10 protein-coding genes are annotated in these 16,323 nt (G+C 70.4%); 5 read left to right on the top strand and 5 right to left on the bottom strand.

The features are described from left to right. Positions 1-3 precede the first annotated feature (3 nt). Both FHS42_RS20220 and FHS42_RS20215 read left to right on the top strand, forming a co-directional pair. On the top strand, positions 4-3,021 hold the full coding sequence (locus FHS42_RS20220; RefSeq protein WP_184573882.1) for an AAA family ATPase: 3,018 nt from the start codon (positions 4-6) through the stop codon (positions 3,019-3,021). Between the two features lie 243 nt (positions 3,022-3,264). Continuing rightward, on the top strand, positions 3,265-3,843 hold the full coding sequence (locus tag FHS42_RS20215) for a hypothetical protein (protein WP_184573880.1): 579 nt from the start codon (positions 3,265-3,267) through the stop codon (positions 3,841-3,843). 103 nt (positions 3,844-3,946) lie between these two features. On the opposite strand, the gene FHS42_RS20210 is transcribed toward FHS42_RS20215, so the two are convergent. Then, positions 3,947-5,095, bottom strand: a complete 1,149-nt coding sequence (locus tag FHS42_RS20210) for an ABC transporter substrate-binding protein (protein WP_184573878.1) — start codon at positions 5,093-5,095, stop codon at positions 3,947-3,949. 452 nt (positions 5,096-5,547) lie between these two features. On the opposite strand from FHS42_RS20210, the gene FHS42_RS20205 reads away from it, so the two are divergent. The 3 genes from FHS42_RS20205 (at position 5,548) to FHS42_RS20195 (ending at position 8,591) form a co-directional block, all read left to right on the top strand. Then, positions 5,548-6,276, top strand: a complete 729-nt coding sequence (locus FHS42_RS20205) for a DinB family protein (RefSeq protein WP_184573876.1) — start codon at positions 5,548-5,550, stop codon at positions 6,274-6,276. Between the two features lie 167 nt (positions 6,277-6,443). Then, a complete protein-coding gene (locus FHS42_RS20200; RefSeq protein ID WP_312866959.1) occupies positions 6,444-7,331 on the top strand; it encodes a GNAT family N-acetyltransferase in 888 nt (295 codons plus the stop codon). 300 nt (positions 7,332-7,631) lie between these two features. Then, a complete protein-coding gene (locus FHS42_RS20195; protein WP_184573874.1) occupies positions 7,632-8,591 on the top strand; it encodes a phosphotransferase family protein in 960 nt (319 codons plus the stop codon). 449 nt (positions 8,592-9,040) lie between these two features. On the opposite strand, the gene FHS42_RS20190 is transcribed toward FHS42_RS20195, so the two are convergent. From FHS42_RS20190 to FHS42_RS20175, 4 genes are all read right to left on the bottom strand, one after another. Then, positions 9,041-10,723, bottom strand: coding sequence for a DUF885 domain-containing protein (locus FHS42_RS20190; RefSeq protein ID WP_184573873.1), 1,683 nt, complete (start codon positions 10,721-10,723; stop codon positions 9,041-9,043). A 162-nt stretch (positions 10,724-10,885) separates the two neighbouring features. Continuing rightward, positions 10,886-12,256 (bottom strand): GNAT family N-acetyltransferase, encoded by a 1,371-nt coding sequence (locus FHS42_RS20185; RefSeq protein ID WP_184573871.1) that lies wholly within the window; start codon positions 12,254-12,256, stop codon positions 10,886-10,888. 179 nt (positions 12,257-12,435) lie between these two features. Continuing rightward, positions 12,436-14,007, bottom strand: coding sequence for an alkaline phosphatase D family protein (locus tag FHS42_RS20180; protein WP_184573869.1), 1,572 nt, complete (start codon positions 14,005-14,007; stop codon positions 12,436-12,438). Positions 14,008-14,519: 512 nt separating this feature from the next. Further along, a complete protein-coding gene (locus FHS42_RS20175; protein WP_184573867.1) occupies positions 14,520-16,148 on the bottom strand; it encodes an aminotransferase-like domain-containing protein in 1,629 nt (542 codons plus the stop codon). Positions 16,149-16,323 lie beyond the last annotated feature (175 nt).

Below are 16,323 nucleotides of genomic sequence, written 5' to 3'. Positions count from 1 at the left end.
CCGATGAGGCTGCACCGGCTCACCGTCACCGCCTTCGGCCCCTTCGGTGGCACCCAAGAGATCGACTTCGACGCCCTGTCCGCCGCCGGTCTCTTCCTGCTGCACGGGCCGACCGGCGCGGGCAAGACCTCCGTCCTGGACGCCGTCTGCTACGGGTTGTACGGGGCCGTCCCCGGCGCCCGCCAGGGCAGCACGCTCAGCCTGCGCAGTCACCACGCCGCACCGCACACCCCCACCAGCGTCCTGCTCGAACTGACCGTCGCCGGGCGGCGCCTGGAGATCACCCGCAACCCGGAACAACTGCGCCCGAAGAAGCGCGGCGACGGCACGACCCGGGACAAGGCGCAAACGCTGCTGCGTGAGTACGTCGCGGACGGGCCACAGGGACCCGAGTGGAAGCCCCTCAGCCGTTCCCACCAGGAAGTCGGCGAGGAGATCGGCCAGTTGCTCGGAATGAGCAGGGAGCAGTTTTGCCAGGTGGTGCTGCTGCCGCAGGGCGACTTCGCGCGCTTCTTGCGCGCCGACGACCAGGCACGAGGCCAACTCCTCGGCAAGCTCTTCGACACCGGCCGGTTCGCCGCCGTCGAGGAGCGGCTCGCCGAACTGCGCCGCGGCTCCCAGCGGCGCGTCATCAGCGGCGACGAGGAACTGCTGCGCCTCGCCCACCGGATCGCGCAGGAGGCCGGCGACAGCCCCGACGCGCGCGACTACCCGCTACCCCACCTCACCCCCGGCGAAGCCGGCGTGACAGGGGCCGTACTGGAGTGGGCCGCCGTGGCCCGTAGCGGTGCCCGCGAACGGCTGGACGTGGCGCTGGCCGCCGTACATGCCACCGAGTCCGCGCACCTCGCCGCGCGGCGGCACGCCGAAGAAGCCGCCGAACTCGACCGTCGTCAGCGGCGATACGCCCAGGCCCGCGACCGCTCCGAGGCGCTTGCCGCGCGCGCCCCGGAGCGTGCACAGGTGCGTGAGCGGCTGCGGCGCGCCCATGACGCCGAGTCCGTCGCCCCCGCCATCGACCTACACGAGGCCGCCGACCGGGATCGCCAGGCGGCCCGCGCCGCGGAACAGCGCTGCCGTGCCCTGCTGCCTCCGCAGCTGACCGACACGAGCCGCAACCAACTCGCCGCGCTGGAACGCGAACTGCGCCAGGAACTGGGCGGTCTGGCCGCCGCGCGGCGAGCAGAGCGGCGCGCCCTGGCCATCGGCACCGAACTCGCCAGCCTTGACCAGGAGTCCCGCGCCGACGAGGAGACCATCGCGGAGGCCGCCGAATGGCTCACCGGCTGGACCGAGCGCCGCCTCGCCCACCAGCGCCTCATCGACGACTGCCAGGACGCCGCCACCCGCGCCGAACACCTCGCGGTGCGCCTGGACCCCGCGATGCGTGCCCTGGAGGCGGCCCAACTGCGCGACCAGCTCACCGGGCAGGTCGAGGCACTGCGCACCGAGCGGCTGCGCGCCGCCGAAGAGGCCACCACCGCCCAGACCCACTGGCTCGACCTCAAGGAACGGCGGCTGCGCGGCATCGCCGCCGAACTCGCCGCCGCGCTGCGCCCCGGCGAACCCTGCGCGGTGTGTGGTGGCACCGACCACCCACAGCCGGCACGCGCAGGTGATGACCATGTGGGCCGCACGGCGGAAGAAGTCGCGCACGCCGCGTACCAAGATGCCGACGCACTACGTGCGGAAGCCGACCAGCGGCTCGGCGAGCTCCGCGAAAAGCTGGCCGCCGCCACCGCGGGCGCGGGTGAGACCCCGGCCGCTGAACTCGCCGCCTGCGTACGCGAACTCCAGCGTGAGCATGCCGCCGCCCAGGCCACCGGGGCCGGCACGCATGCCGCGCGGGAGAAGCTGACGCATGCGGAACGCGAGTACGAGCAGCGCCGCACCCAGCACGAGGACGCCGCACGCCGAGCCGCGGCCCGCACCTCACACCGAGACGCGCTGGCCCGTGAACTATCCGCATTGCAGGACGAGTTGGCCGAGGCCACGCGCGGCGCGGCCTCCGTCGCCGCCCGGGTGGCCCGCCTGGAGCGACAGGTGACGCTGCTGTCCGAGGCGGCGGAAGCGGCAGCCACCCACGCGGCGGCGGCCGAACGGCTAGCGGACGCGGACGCGCGCGTAGCGGATGCCGCATCGCGTGCCGGTTTCTCGTCCCCCCAGGCCGCGGCCGACGCCGTACTCCCCGAACCCGAGCGCAGCAAACTCCAGCACACACTTGACCAGTGGCAGGCCGAGGAAGCCGCGGTGGCCGCCGAACTTGCCGACCCTCAGAGTCAGTTGGCCGCTGCCCGTCCCCCCGCCCACCTTGCGGTAGCCGAGGAGGCGGTGGAGGCCGCCACCTCGGCCCTGCGCGCGGCATCGGCCCGCGACGCCGCCGCCCGCGAACGGTGCATCCAACTCGATCAGCTCTCCGCCCAGGCGACCCGCGCGGCTCGCACCCTTGGGCCATTGCGCGCCGAACACGACCGAGTTGCCGCGCTGGCCTCTTTGGCCGCCGGTACGTCAGCGGACAACGAGCGCAAGATGCGGCTTGAGTCCTATGTGCTGGCCGCGCGTTTGGAACAGGTCGCCGCCGCCGCGAGTGCCCGCCTCGGCCATATGTCCGCAGGACGCTACACCCTGGTCCACTCCGACGCCCGAACCAGCGGCCGGGGCAGGGCGGGCCTTGGGCTGCATGTCATCGACGCCTGGACCGGCAGCGAGCGCGATACCGCGACCCTCTCCGGCGGCGAGACGTTCTTCGCCTCGCTCGCCCTCGCCCTCGGCCTTGCCGATGTGGTCACCGACGAGGCGGGCGGCGTACGGCTGGACACCCTCTTCATCGACGAGGGGTTCGGCAGCCTCGACGAGCAAACCCTGGACGAGGTGCTGGACGTCCTCGACTCGCTTCGCGAACGCGACCGTACGGTCGGCATCGTCAGCCACGTCGCCGACCTGCGCCAGCGCGTCCCGGCCCAACTGGAGGTCGTCAAGAGCCGATCAGGATCGGCGGTGCGGCACCGTATCGACGTCTAGGCCGTACGCCTGTGACCGGAGCAAGAGGCGACTCGACGTCGATGAGGCACCACAAGCGGCAGTCCGCTTGCTCGCACCCACGTCTGCCGCGGTGGCCGCGGTGGAGCACAGGCGGCGTACTTCAGGAGTCCACACGTCGCGGTGGATTCTCCCCGGACACCTGCGACGAGCCCGCACGCTCGCTAGGGTGGTTACGCACAAGTGCCAAGCAACTACACGTAGTTGTGCGATGAGGGGACCATTATGGCGTGGGTCACGGAGGAGTTCGGGGCATCCCACGAGGGTCGGGCGCAGGCCCTGCTCGCGGACGGCAGCGAACCGAAACCGGTGTACTTCGATGTCGGGAGCGGGGGGTACGTTCCGTCGCTCGACACCTGGTCGGTCTACGACGGCATGTATGGCAGGCCGTTGGCGAAGCACGTGCAGGGCTCGTGCTCGTGCGGGTGGCGGGGCGAGCGTCGCTACCTCCTGGACTGGTCCGAGGACGAAGACGGGGAACGGTACGCCGCGGAAGAAGAGCCCGGGCCGCGCGTGGACTGGCAAGAGCATGTCCACCAAGTCGAGGCCGCGTCGGTTCCGCTGCCCGAGGACGTACGGCACCTTCTGGAGCAGGTGGCCAAGCGCTTGAGCGCGTTGGCTGACGACGCACCGCTGGCGGCCGTGAAGGCCGTCGCCGCGCTGGAGCGAACCGCTGACCACCTCGCGAAGGAGGCCGCTTTCAACACCATGGCGGACGAACTGCCGTGGGAGGACATCGCCACGGGCCTCGGCCTGACGGAACAGGACGCCCGCTCACGCCTGATGGACTACGGGCGCCGATGACCCGCAGAGCCCGAGGTAAGAGCTACCGCCAGGCGCCCACCCGGACATGCGCCGACTCCCGCACCCGCCGTTCCCGCCTCACCCCAGTGGCGGGCGACTGACGTCACCAGATCTGGGTAGTCGCGGCCCCCGTGCCCTCCCAGGTGGTGTGCAGGACGCGGAAGCGGTCGGGTCCTGCCGGGTCCCGGTCTACGACCTGGGTGGGCGGCCAGGCCCATTGCCACACGCCGATGCCGGGCACGCGAGAGAACCGGATCTGCCCGCGGGTGCCTTCGACTGCAACGCGCGACCACGATTGGGCGATGCGCGCCCGATCCGGGCCGTGCGAACGCAGCATGTCGGCGAGGACCGCGACCGTGTCGTAGCCCTCGAACGCGACAAAGGAGGGCGCTTGTGCTAGCCGTGCGCGCAGGGCAGCCTCGACTCGTACACCAAGTGGGCTGAGGCGCTGGGGCAGGTAGCGCAAGAACGGAATCGCGACGCTGTCGTCACCCAGCAACGCCGCCCATTCGGCGAACTCCGGTTGCCCGGCCGGAGCGCCGATCATGAGCTCGGCAAGGCGCTGGTCGCGGCGGACAGAGGTGACGATCGACACCGCCGGCTCCGGGAAGCCGGTCAGCAAAAGGAGCGCTGTCGCGCGGTTGTTGACGAGTTCGTCGCACACGGCCGTAGGGGCGAGCGTGCGCACATCGAGTTCGACCACGGTGCCGCCGCGTGGGGCCAGGTAGTCCCGAAGGATGCGGGTCCCTGACGCCCAGTACACACTCGGTTCGGTTGCTACGGCGATTCGCCTGTGGCCCGCACCGAGGAGGAAGTCCGCGTAGCTGCGCCAGCCGTGGGACTGCGCCGGGGCCAGCCGCGCGACCCAGTCCGTCGGTTCCTCGGTGAGCGCGTCGAGCACCGCTGACGAGCACAAGAACGGCAGACCGAGCGCGTCGGCCTTGGCGGCAGCGGCGCGAGCGACGACGCTGTGGTACTCCCCGGCCACGGCAGCCACACCCAGGTGAGCCAATTCGGCCACGGCCGCCGCGGCCCTTTGCGGATCGGCCGCAGTGTCTCGGACCACCAGCTCAAGTGGCCTTCCGGCAATCCCGCCGGCGTCATTGACTTCGCCAACGGCCAGCTCAAGCCCAGCGAGCAAGTGTCGGCCCGCCTCGACCCAACCAGGCCGAGTGAGCGGAACGAGAGCGCCGATCCGCACGGTTGAGCCGTCAGCCCGCTCCGCGTCAGGCGACGATGGTGGTGCATACATGCGTTGGCGTCTTCCTGTGTTGACGATTCGACTGCCGTCAGGCCAGACCCAGCGTCGCAGCTCGACGCTGTGCGCGATGTCGATGCCGAGCGGGCCGCCCCCGGTGAGGCGCGCGCCTAAGACTCGTTCCCCTTGCGGGTCCGTTCCCTTATGGTCCGTTCGCCTATGGTCCGTTCTCTTACGGTCCGTTCCCTTGAGGTCGCCCGCCGCAGCTATACGCGGTGGACGAAGGGCCCCGGTCATGAGCACGCATGGTAGCCAGCTTCTTCTCCCACGCGTTGCCGGTGTCGTCCGCTCGCGGCCTCGCTGATCACCCAGCGGACGTGGGACCACGACGCCGACGCCCCGTGCTGCTCCATGGGCGGGGAAATCGGTGGCGCCTGATGGGGTGAGCCGTTAGCTTCCGCCTGAGCGCAGTGAGGTACGAGATGCTGCGGTGAGGGGAGTCAAGCATGGCGATTACGGGCGCGCGGATCGACCGTTTGGGCTTGCTGCTCGACCAGTTCGACCATGCCAGGGAGCTGGCCCAGGTGCGGCTGGCGGGGCTGAGCGACGAGGAGTACCTGTGGGAACCGGTGGCCGGTTGCTGGTCGATTCGGCGCCGGGGCGCCGCGGTGACACCCAGGGCCTTTGGACCTGGCGAGTGGGTGCTCGACTTGGGCGCCCCGGACATCCCAGCCAACGAGTATGCCGAAATCGCACGGCAGGCCGCCGGCGGCATGACCGTCGCCAAGATCGCCGATGACTGGAGCGTGAGTGTCGAGCGGGTCGAGCAGGTCCTCGCCCACACCGGTGCGCCGGAGCCTGACGAAACGCCGATCACCACCATCGCGTGGCGGCTGGGGCACCTGCACTTCTGTTTCGCAGGCGGGTGGGAGTGGACCTTCGGCGAACGGCGGCAGGAGCCGAAACTGCTGACCGACTTCACGCCCTCCGCCCCCGTGGCACTCGATCGGTTTTGGGCGCTGATCGACCGGTGGCGCGATAGCGTCGCCGCTGTCACCGACGAGCAACTCGATACGGTCGGTTTCTCGCAGTACCCGTACGGCTCCGACCCTGATGACCCCTTCGTCACCGTGCTGTCGGGGACCAATCTCGAATTCATCCACCACATGGCCGAGATCGCGCTGCTCCGCGACCTGTGGCAGGCCCGTTTCGCCACGCCCGGGCAAGCGCTGTAGCAACGGGCACGCGGCGAAAGAGTCTTCGACGGTGTTGGCGATCTGCCCGCCAGTGAGCGGGTAGTAACTGGTACCGCGAGCACGCGTGGTGGGCTGTTGACTGCCGCGATCAGCGACCCCGAAAAACGGTTCGACGGCTTCGCGGGGCCCTGGCACAGTGGCGCACCGTGACGAATTGCGAGCTTTTGGCCGCGGCGGATGTGCAGCTCATGCAGGGTTTGGCGCAGCGTGTCACCGCCACCCGTCCGGATCTGGTGAACAGCGACGCGTCGTTCGGCGAGCTGGCCTGGAACTGGGGCAAGGGGCACGCCAGCGACGGGGCAAGCTGGCCGTGTCGGCTGTGGTTCTCCGGCGGGGACGTGGTGGCGTGGGGCTGGGCCCAGCTTCCGCGCCAGGTGAGGCGGCGTGACGGGTCGGTGCATAACGTCACCGGTGCCTATCTGGCGTATCAGGTCCATCCCGACAGCGCCGAGCTGGTTGACGAGGTGATCGACTGGTACGACGGTACGGCGGGGGACGTCGAACGTACGGTGATACCAAGCGCCGCCGACGAGTTCGCCCTCAAGCGATGGGCGGCGCACGGCTATGAGACCGACCCGGCCTCGCTCGGTGCCGCCGGCTCCTGGACCCAGCTCAACGAGCGGGACCTCATCGACGTAGAACAGCCGGTACTGCCAGCCGGGTTCCGGTTCCGCACCGCCGACGAGGCCGGGCCGCAGGCCGCGGTCCAGGCCCATCGGGACGCCTGGGCTCGCTCGACGTACACGGCCGAGGCCTACGAGGGCGTGCGGCAGACGACGGCGTACCGCGGTGACCTGCACATCCTGGTAGAGGCGCCGGACGGAACCATGGCATCCTCGACGATCATGTGGCTCGACGAAGCCAACAACACGGCTGAGTTCGAGCCGGTCGGCACGCATCCGCGCTACCGCCGGTTGGGGCTGGGCAGAGCGATGCTTCTGCACGGGATGCATCGGGCGCGAGCGGCTGGGGCCACTCACGTGACGGTCGCCTGCCTGGGCGCACCGGGGCACCCCCAGGCGCGCGGGCTGTAAGACAGCGTCGGGTTCCGGGAGTTCACGCGCGATGCGCCACTCATCAACACCACGACCGCGGGCTGAGGGCTGCTCGTCACCACGTTGCCCCGAGTATGAGGATCGCGGGTGCCACCCGCCAACGCACTGGTCAGCGTGGCGCACATGGACGCGTCGCCGCAGCGGGCCGCCGCGTACATCATGATCACGGCGCGGCGTCACCCTCCCCCCCTGGACCGACGCCCCGGCGAGCACTGCCGGTGCCCGCTGGCCAACGAAAAACCTTTGCGTGTGCCGTCGTCCGGATGGTGAGGTGACACGGTGACCAACCACGATGAGGTGGCTGTCCGACCATTGACGCTGGCTTGGGTGAGCCGGCACCTAGGGGACGGCGAACGGACCGTAGAAACCGAGGTGCTGCACGGCGGCACCACCGCCGAAATGCGCAGGCTGACCATCAGCACGGGGGACGGGAACACCCGTGACCTGGTGCTGCGGAGCTTTAGCGACCCGTTCTACGTGGGGCACGCCGAGGACTGGCTGCACCGGGAGGCCGGCGCCCTGAGCCTGCTCACGGAGACCGGCGTGCCGGCACCTGGGCTGGTGGCGGTTGATCCGACTGCCGCGCATTGCGAGTATCCGTCGCTCTTGATGACGCACCTGCCAGGCCGGACCGTCCTCGACGATGAGGGATTGGAAACGCGCGTCCCTTTGCTGGCTCGTCAGCTCGTGGCGATCCACGCGTTGAGTCCCGCCGAGCGGCCCCGGAAGTATGTGACGTTGACGACCGCCGACACCGTTGTCGTTCCGAAGGGCGCCGACGCGGCGGCATGGGCCGCGGCGATCGACGTGATCCGTAAGCCCGCGCCGCCTTATGAAGGGCGATTCCTGCACCGGGACTTCCAACCCGGCAACGTGCTGTTCGACGTGCCGCCCTCAAGGCCGACAGACGCCCAGATCACCGGCGTCGTCGACTGGGCAGTGACCTCCTGGGGCCCGGCGGATCTCGATGTGGCGCACTGCTCCACCAATCTCGCGCTGCTGCACGGCCCGAAGTGGGGCCTGCGGTTCGCTGAGGCGTACGAAGAGGCCGGCGGGGTGCTGGCCCCGCTTCCGAGCGAGCGGCTGTACTGGCAGGTGCGGGACGGGCTGGCGAGCTCCGAAGAAGTGCAGTTGGTGGCGCAGTCATGGCGGGAGGCGGGCAGGACAGAGCTGACGACGCGCGTCGTGGAACAGCGGCTGGCTGCCTATGTCACCGCCCTGGTGGACACGCTGGGCTGAGCCGGCGGTCCGGGGCGCGGTCACGACGGTGAACCGCCACTAGGCCAGCGATGGTCAAGGCCCGGTGTGCGGCGTACTCACCACAAGCGGCGGTCCGTTGGCCCAGGCGCAGGGTGTTCGATACGGCTTCACGGTCATGGAGGTACGCGATCCTCGGCGCGCCTCAGCGCTGCGCCGGGGTCAGGAGGCCCACGCCGGCACCGGCACATGGATGACTACCTTCGCCCAGTCGCAGGCCAATTGTGCGCGGCTGTGTGCGTCATGGCGCCCCGCCCCGCCTCGCCGCACCGTCACCCGCACCCCACCGTCACCCGCACCCCACCCCACCGCCCCGCACCCATCGCGCTCCGCCGCACCCATCGCGCCCCCGGCCGGACGCCTACGGGCGTCCGGCCGGGCCGCGTCGCGCCCATCGCGCGTGTAGGCCACCGCGGCGAAGGCGGCTCAGCTCATAGCGCCGACAGCTCAGCGACCAGGTCGTCCAGGCCGAGCGAGCCTTGGGACAGCGCCGCCATATGCCACTTCTTGGCGTCGAACGACTCGCCGTGCGCCGCGCGGGCCGCGTCCCGGCCCGTGAGCCAGGCCCGTTCGCCGAGCTTGTAGCCGATCGCCTGGCCGGGCAGGCCCAAGTAACGCACCAGTTCGCTCTCGACGAAGTCGGCGGGCCGACCGCTGTGCAGCCCGAAGAACTCCTGGGCGAGCTCGGGGGTCCAGCGCTCGCCCGGGTGGAACGGCGAATGGTCGGGAATCTCCAGCTCCACATGCATCCCGATGTCGACGATGACCCGCAACGAACGCATCATCTGCGCATCCAGGTAGCCCAGCCTGCGCTCGGGGTCGGTGAGATATCCCAACTCGTCCATCAGTCGCTCTGCGTAGAGTGCCCAGCCCTCGCAGTTGGCGCTGACCTGCCCCACCGTGGCCTGGTAGCGGGAGAGTTGATCGGCCACGTGCACCCACTGGGCGAGTTGGAGATGATGGCCTGGTACCCCCTCGTGGTACCAGGTGGTGACGAGGTCGTACAGGGGGAATCGAGTCTCGCCCATGGTCGGCAGCCAGGTGCGCCCGGGCCGGGAGAAGTCCATCGATGGCGACGTGTAATAGGGGGCCGCGGCGGAACCGGGCGGCGCGAGCATCGACTCGACCTGCTTGATGCGGTCGGCGAGTTCGAAGTGGGTGCCGTCCAGCGCGGCGATGGTGTCGTCCATCAGCTTTTGTAGCCACACCCGGGTCGCCTCGGCGCCCTCGACCGCCTCACCGTGGGTGTCCAGATGGCGCAGCGTCTCCCACGGAGTCGCCCCGGGAAGGATCTTGGCCGCCTCGGTGCGCATCTCGTCGTGGATGCGGTGGTACTCGGACCAGCCGTACGCGTATGCCTCATCCAGATCCAGGTCGGTGCCGTTCCACTGGCGGCTCCAGCGCCGATAGCGGTCGCGGCCCACGACGTTGGGCGCGCCCGCGATGCCGGGTGCGTACACGTCCCGTAGCCAGTCCCGCAGCACGACCAGGGCACCGTTCGCAGCGACGGCCGACGCGTCCAGTTCGGCGCGCAGCGACTGTGGCCCCTCCTTGGTGAAGGCGGCGAACCAGCCGCCATCGGTGCCGATCCATTCGCCCAACTGCCCGATGACGGTGGCAACCTGACGGGGTCCGGCGGGCAACTGGCGCTCAAGGCCGGTGGCGAGCGAGGCCCGGTAGCCGTCAAGTGCGGCGGGCACGGCCCGCAGTCGAGCCGCGATGTCGTTCCAGTGCGCGTCGGTCTCGGTGGGCATCAAGGTGAAGCAGTCGCGTACCGAATGCAACGGCGACGAAAGGTTGCTGACGGTCCGTAGATGTTCCTGGGCCTCATGGATGGCGAGGTCGGCCGTCAGCCGCTCGCGCAGCAGTCGGGCGCAGCGCCGTTCCACGTCGCTGTCGGCGCCGGGCCGGTCTTCGGCCGCATCGAGCCGGGTCAGCGTGGCGCGAGCCAACTCCGCCAGCGCCTCCTGCCCGGCCGGCGAGAAGTCAGGCAGCAGTGGGGCGCTCTCCGGCACGCCGAGGTAGGTGCCGGTGATCGGGTCGAGGGCGACGAGGGCATCGACATAGGCGTCGGCGACCTGGCGCGGTAGCGGTGCATTGATGATCTCGGACATGTGGTCATCCTCGTACGCCGGACGCTGCCGCGTCACTAGCCATCGAGGGAACGTTGCTGACCGGCAGCGGCCCACGCGTACGCGCCCGGCCCCGACCGGAACCGCACCGCTGCCACGGTGACAGGGCGCGGTCCAGGGCCCACTTCGGCCCGGGTCAGGTGTTCAGCCGTTTTCGCCGCGCGGCCCCGTTGGCAGGGCCGCCGCAGCGAGTCGGGCGGTGATGACCAGCGTGCCCTCCTCGATCTGGTAGTCGAGCGGCAGTCGAAGGCCGCGCATGGCGGCGACCATGCCGGTGTTGGTGGACTGGGTGACGGCGTAGACATAGCCGCAGTCGGTTTCGGCGGCCATCTCGACCAGTTGCCGCAGCAGCCGGGCACCGATGCCGCGGCGCTGCCAGGCGTCCTCCACGAGCAGCGCGACCTCGGTCTCGTCGCCGTCCCACAGCAGGTGGCCGAGCGCCACCAGCCGCCCGGACGTCGTCTGCACGGCGAGCGTACGACCGTAGCGGGGGCTGAGCAGGTGCTCCAGATAGCGGTCGGCGTCACCGACCGGCCCGTGGTAGCGCAGCGCCAGCGTTGCCTGCGAGCACCGTCCGTGCAACTCGCGGGCGGCCTCCAGATCGGAGATGTCGGCGCGGCGCACGATGATCTCGTTGCCCTCGGGCAGCGTGGCTGGGCTCTTGTTGGCCCTGTCGGCTGTGTTGGGCTTGTTGGCCGTGTTGGACTTGTTGGTCCTGTCGGCCTCACGGGCTTGGTCGGCCGCGTTGTGCGGGACGCGCGGGCCGAGCCGGGTGCCCAACTCGATCAACGCTCGCGCGCGGGCGAATTCGGTCGGAGTGAAGCGAAGATACGGGCGCTCGATCGTGACGGAACCACCGGCGGGATCACGCAGTCGCATGATCGTTTCCTCCAACACTCCTTCGGCGGGCACCCGATCCGCGGGCTCTTGCTGCCCGTCCGGAGGTCGGTCCGGGTGCGAGCGGATCGTGCAGCGGCCTAGCAACTGACGTAGCGCCAGAGGCAGCTCGGAGGTGTCCAACGCGGTGCGGGTGGCCAGGCCAAGGACGTGGGTCGGGGTGTCTACCAGGTCATGCGCGTCGGCCCGCTCCACCCAGGTGTCCCACCCGCCGCCGGCGGTAGCGGCGCTGGTCAGCGCCTGCGCACTCAACTCGATTGGGGCACGCACCAGCATCTCGTCCGCGGTGCCGGCACCGAGCGGATGGGTTTGCAGCGTCAGGAGGTCCACCCGCAGCACCGCGAGAGCTGTGCACAGCGCCGCCAAGGTGCCCGGCTCGTCTCCTACGGTCGTACGCATCCGCCACAGTGCCGTAGCGCCCCCGCCGTGCGCTGACGAGCGGGCCAGTGCAGCCCTTGGCGCCATGGCACCGGTATCGGCGTCCGGCTCCGCGGGCGGGGCGTGGCTATGCCGTCCTGGCCCCCAAGGGAGGCCGTGGGGCGTGGCGATGCGTTCCGCGAGACGCTGCCGCCATGTGTTGCGGATTCGAGCACGCTTCGTCAGGGTCGTGTCACTCATAGCTCCACTGTGCGGGAGCGGTGTTGCGTGATCACGAACGGTATGTGACTGATGAGTTAAGGCAGGTTCTGGACGCTTATCGCCCGATTCTGTTCGATGCTCAACCACGTGATGTCCCAGTCCCTTTGTCGCCTACTACCGGCGCGTTGTCTCGGCGGTGCGCCGCAGTCGGCCTGTTCTCACTGACCGACCAGGCCTGGCCGCAGCGCCTTGGTGAAGAGGACCGCGCCTCCCTCCTCACGTAGTCGGACGGTCAGCTCCGCGCTGCCACCATCAATCTCCACTTCGCCGTAATACTGTCCACCCTCGGACGGCGGTGTGTTCGGCTTGGTCGGAGCTTTGACGAAGGCTTGCTCGGGGCCGAAGGTGCCATCCAGTTTCAGCGCCGGGAAGCCACCCGCGTGCAGCGGTCCTGACACGAACTCCCAAAAGGGCTCAAAGTCCGTGAACGCGGCCCGCGACGGCACGTATCGCTGTGCCGACGTGTAGTGAACGTCGGCCGTAAGCCACACTGTTCCCGTTATGCGCCGGTGTTTGATGTGCCGCAGCAGATCGGCGATTTGCAGCTCGCGCCCCAGCGGCGCTCCCGGGTCGCCCTGCGCCACGGCCTCGAAGTTCGTCGCCCCATCGGTGACCACGAGCCCCAGCGGCAGGTCGGCGGCGATCACCTTCCACACGGCGCGGGAGCGCGAGAGCTCTCGCTTGAGCCAGGCCAGTTGCTCGACGCCGAGGATGCCGGCGCTGTCATCGGGCTGCTGGCCTGGCGAGTTGGCGTTGCGGTAGGTGCGCATGTCCAGCACGAACACATCGAGCAGCGGCCCGTGCCGCTGCACCCGATAGACCCGTCCCGACCCATCGGGACGCGGCGTCGAAAGGGGGAAGTATTCGCTCCACGCCCGCCGCGCCCGTGCCGCCAGCACATCCACGTTCTTCTCGGTATACCGAGGGTCATCCAGAATCTGCCCCGGGTACCAGTTGTTGCGTACCTCGTGGTCGTCCCACTGGGTGATGGACGGTACTTGAGCGTTGAACGCCCGCAGATGGGTGTCGAGCAGGTTGTACCGGAAGTTGCCCCGGTACTCCGCCAGCGTCTCGGCGACCTTCGACTTCTCCTCGGTGGTGATGTTCCGCCAGATACGGCCGTCAGGCAGCGTGACGCTGGCTGGTATCGGGGCGTCCGCGTAGATGCTGTCCCCGCTGCACAGAAAGAAGTCGGGGTCCAGGCGGCGCATCTCCGAAAAGATCCGGAACCCGCCCCGGTCCGGGTTGATGCCCCAGCCCTGCCCCGCCAGATCGCCCGACCACAGGAACCGCACATCGGCCCGCCGGACCGGGGCCGTGCGGAAGGTGCCGTAGACCGGCTCACCGGTGCGCCGCGGATCGTCCGGGTCGGCGAGCGTGACGCGGTAGTAAATCTGTTCGCCGGGCGGCAGACCGCGCAACGCGGTGCGGCCGGTGAAGTCCGTCCCCGGGCCCAGCAGGGGGCCGTGCCAGCGGCGCGCCCGGCGGAAGGATTCGGTCGCCGAGGTTTCCACGAGCATGCGCGCACGCCGGTCCGAGCGCGCCCACACCAGCCCCGATGACGTCGTGATGTCGCCGGCTTGGATGCCCCAGCGTGCCTGCGGGCGCCCGGACAGCGCCAGCGCCGGTGCCGCGGCCACTGACGAGGGCAGTACGAGCGCGGCGGAGGCGACCGCCGATCCCCGCAGCACTGTGCGCCGCTCGATCGCGTTTTTGGGGTCCCGACTCATGCGTAACCTCCTGTTGTTCCCGTTCCGCACGTACTTCACGCCTGCCACCGCAGTATCGCCCGCGGTCTTCCTGGTGGTACGGATGGAGCCGAAACGCAAGGTGAATAACTAGCCAGCACGAAATGGGGCATCTGGCCGCGGGTCGCCGCCTGCATGCTCGCACCGTTCTCGCCGTATTCCATCGGCTGCCACCGGCATGTGGGCCGTTGTGACAGGACATTGACGAATCCCGTACTGGATATGTACGCGGCGTTCCTGCGAAGAGCGATCCAGGGGTACGCGTGCGGCGCGGCCCGGTAGCCGCGCCGGGCGTGCTGGAGGTACGCGTGGGCGCCGAAGGGACCGCCCCGCCTCGGTTGCCCGCTGAAGTGAGCCGCCCCCTACGCTTGCCGCGGGAGGCTCCGCGCCGAACGGCGGCAGGCAGCGGTGGGGCGTGGCGGATTGGGCGCGGCAGGCGGGACAGCGCGCCGCCGGATAGTGCGGCGTGCGGGGCCCGCGCGGGTGGCCGGCCGTCAGCGCTGGGCTTGGCGCAACTGTCGTACGGCCGCCGCGATCCGCCCCGGTGCCAGATGGGCGTAGCCGAGCACCAGCCGAATTCCCGGCCGGGTGGTGGTGCCCGGGCCAGTGCCCGGCCCGGCTCCGGTCATTGGGGCGGTGCCGCACGCGTACGCGCTCAGCGGGGCGAGCGCCACGCCAGCGCGGCGAGCCCGCTCCAAAAACCGCTCCTGCGGGCCGTACTGCTCGGGCAGCCGCGCGATCACGTGCAGCCCCGCCGCGATGCCGGTCACCTCGGTGCCGGGGAAGTGCTCGGCCAGCGCCGCGACCAGCGCGTCACGCCGCTCCCGGTAGGCACGCTGGCAGCGTCGCAGCTGCCGGTCGTAGTCGCCGCGCTCGATGAGGTCGGCGAACACCGCCTGATCCAGTACGGGATGGCCGAGATCCATTGTCCGCTTGCGCTCCACCAACTCGGCCACCAGCGGCTGCGGCACCACCATCCAGCCCAGCCGCAGCCCAGGGGCCAGCGATTTGCTGACCGATCCGGCATAGGCGACCCGGGCCGGGTCGAGCCCCTGCAAGGCGCCCACAGGGGCCCTGTCATACCGAAAATCGCCGTCGTAGTCGTCCTCGATGAGCAGTCCGTCCGCGGCGCGCGCCCAGTCGAGCAGCGCGGATCGGCGCCGCGCCGAGTAGGCGATTCCGGACGGGAACTGATGCGAGGGCGTGAGCACTGCCCCGCGCACGCCGGCGGCGGTCAGCGCCGTCGGGTCGAGCCCCTCCGCGCCCACCGGCAGCGGCAGCGTATCCACCCCCACGGCCGCGAACAGCCCCTTGTACGCGGCGGTGCCCGGGTCCTCCAGGGCCACGCGAACGGCCGGCACCAGCTCCCCACCGGGTATCCGCGCGCCGCCCGCGGTGCCGTCGAGTGGGCGAGCGTTCGTGCGGTCCGAGCGGCGGTGCGCGAAGCTCGCTCCGGCCCACCGCCCGCCCTCGCGGTCCGCGCCCAACGGATCGTCGGCCGCCGCGCTGCCCGTGGGGTCTTCGTCCGGGTCGAGCAGCGGACCCGCACCACGTCCGGCGAGCACGAAGCCGAGCAGCGTCAGCGCCTGGGCCACGCCCGAGCAGACGATGATTCGCTCCGGGTCGGCGACCACACCGCGCCGCCGGGTGAGCAGGCCGGCCAGTGCCTCCCGCAGCTCGGGCAACCCGCGGGGGTCGGGATAACCGAGTGCGCTGTGCGGCAGTTTGGCCAGCGCCCTGCGGTGCGCGGCCGACCACGCCGTGCGAGGGAAGAGCGACAGGTCGGGGATGCCGGGTACGAACCCGGTGTCTGGCTCATCGGCGCTGGATGCTTCCGGGCGTGCGGCGGGCACGGCGCAGCGCACGGCGCCGCTGACCCAGGTGCCCGCGCCTCGGCCGCTGCGTAGATAGCCCTCGGCGGTCAACTGCTCGTACGCGTCGGTGATCAGGCCGCGTGAAACTCCGAGGTCGGTGGCGAGCTCGCGGCTGGCCGGCAGCCGCGTCCCGCCCGCGATCTGCCCCGATGTGATGGCGTCACGCAGCGCACACTGCAACGCCCGACCGCGCTGCCTCGGCGGCAGGGCGACGCTGGGCAGCAGCAACTCCCAGGCGGGGGTGGCCATCCGATGAGTGGAACGGGCGGCCTGAGTGGCCTGGGCACGGGCAGGCGAGCGGTGGGTGGTGGCCGGGGGCGCAGGGGGACGGCTGGCCGGCCGCGGGGGAGTGGGGGCCCCGCTGCTGGGGGCCGTGGTCGAAGTGGTCCGCGAATCGCTCATCACATTGGACCTTAAGACGTAC

Source organism: Streptomyces zagrosensis (genome assembly GCF_014203645.1).
Lineage (GTDB): Bacteria > Actinomycetota > Actinomycetes > Streptomycetales > Streptomycetaceae > Streptomyces > Streptomyces zagrosensis.
Note: the sequence above shows the minus strand (reverse complement) of the source record. Positions and strands in the feature narration are given on the sequence as shown.

Coding starts and splice junctions, on each gene's coding strand:
- FHS42_RS20210 (WP_184573878.1), bottom strand. CDS start 5,095: ATGTATGCACCACCATCGTCGCCTGACGCGGAGCGGGCTGACGGCTCA.
- FHS42_RS20175 (WP_184573867.1), bottom strand. CDS start 16,148: ATGGCCACCCCCGCCTGGGAGTTGCTGCTGCCCAGCGTCGCCCTGCCG.
- FHS42_RS20185 (WP_184573871.1), bottom strand. CDS start 12,256: ATGAGTGACACGACCCTGACGAAGCGTGCTCGAATCCGCAACACATGG.
- FHS42_RS20220 (WP_184573882.1), top strand. CDS start 4: ATGAGGCTGCACCGGCTCACCGTCACCGCCTTCGGCCCCTTCGGTGGC.
- FHS42_RS20205 (WP_184573876.1), top strand. CDS start 5,548: ATGGCGATTACGGGCGCGCGGATCGACCGTTTGGGCTTGCTGCTCGAC.
- FHS42_RS20215 (WP_184573880.1), top strand. CDS start 3,265: ATGGCGTGGGTCACGGAGGAGTTCGGGGCATCCCACGAGGGTCGGGCG.
- FHS42_RS20190 (WP_184573873.1), bottom strand. CDS start 10,723: ATGTCCGAGATCATCAATGCACCGCTACCGCGCCAGGTCGCCGACGCC.
- FHS42_RS20180 (WP_184573869.1), bottom strand. CDS start 14,007: ATGAGTCGGGACCCCAAAAACGCGATCGAGCGGCGCACAGTGCTGCGG.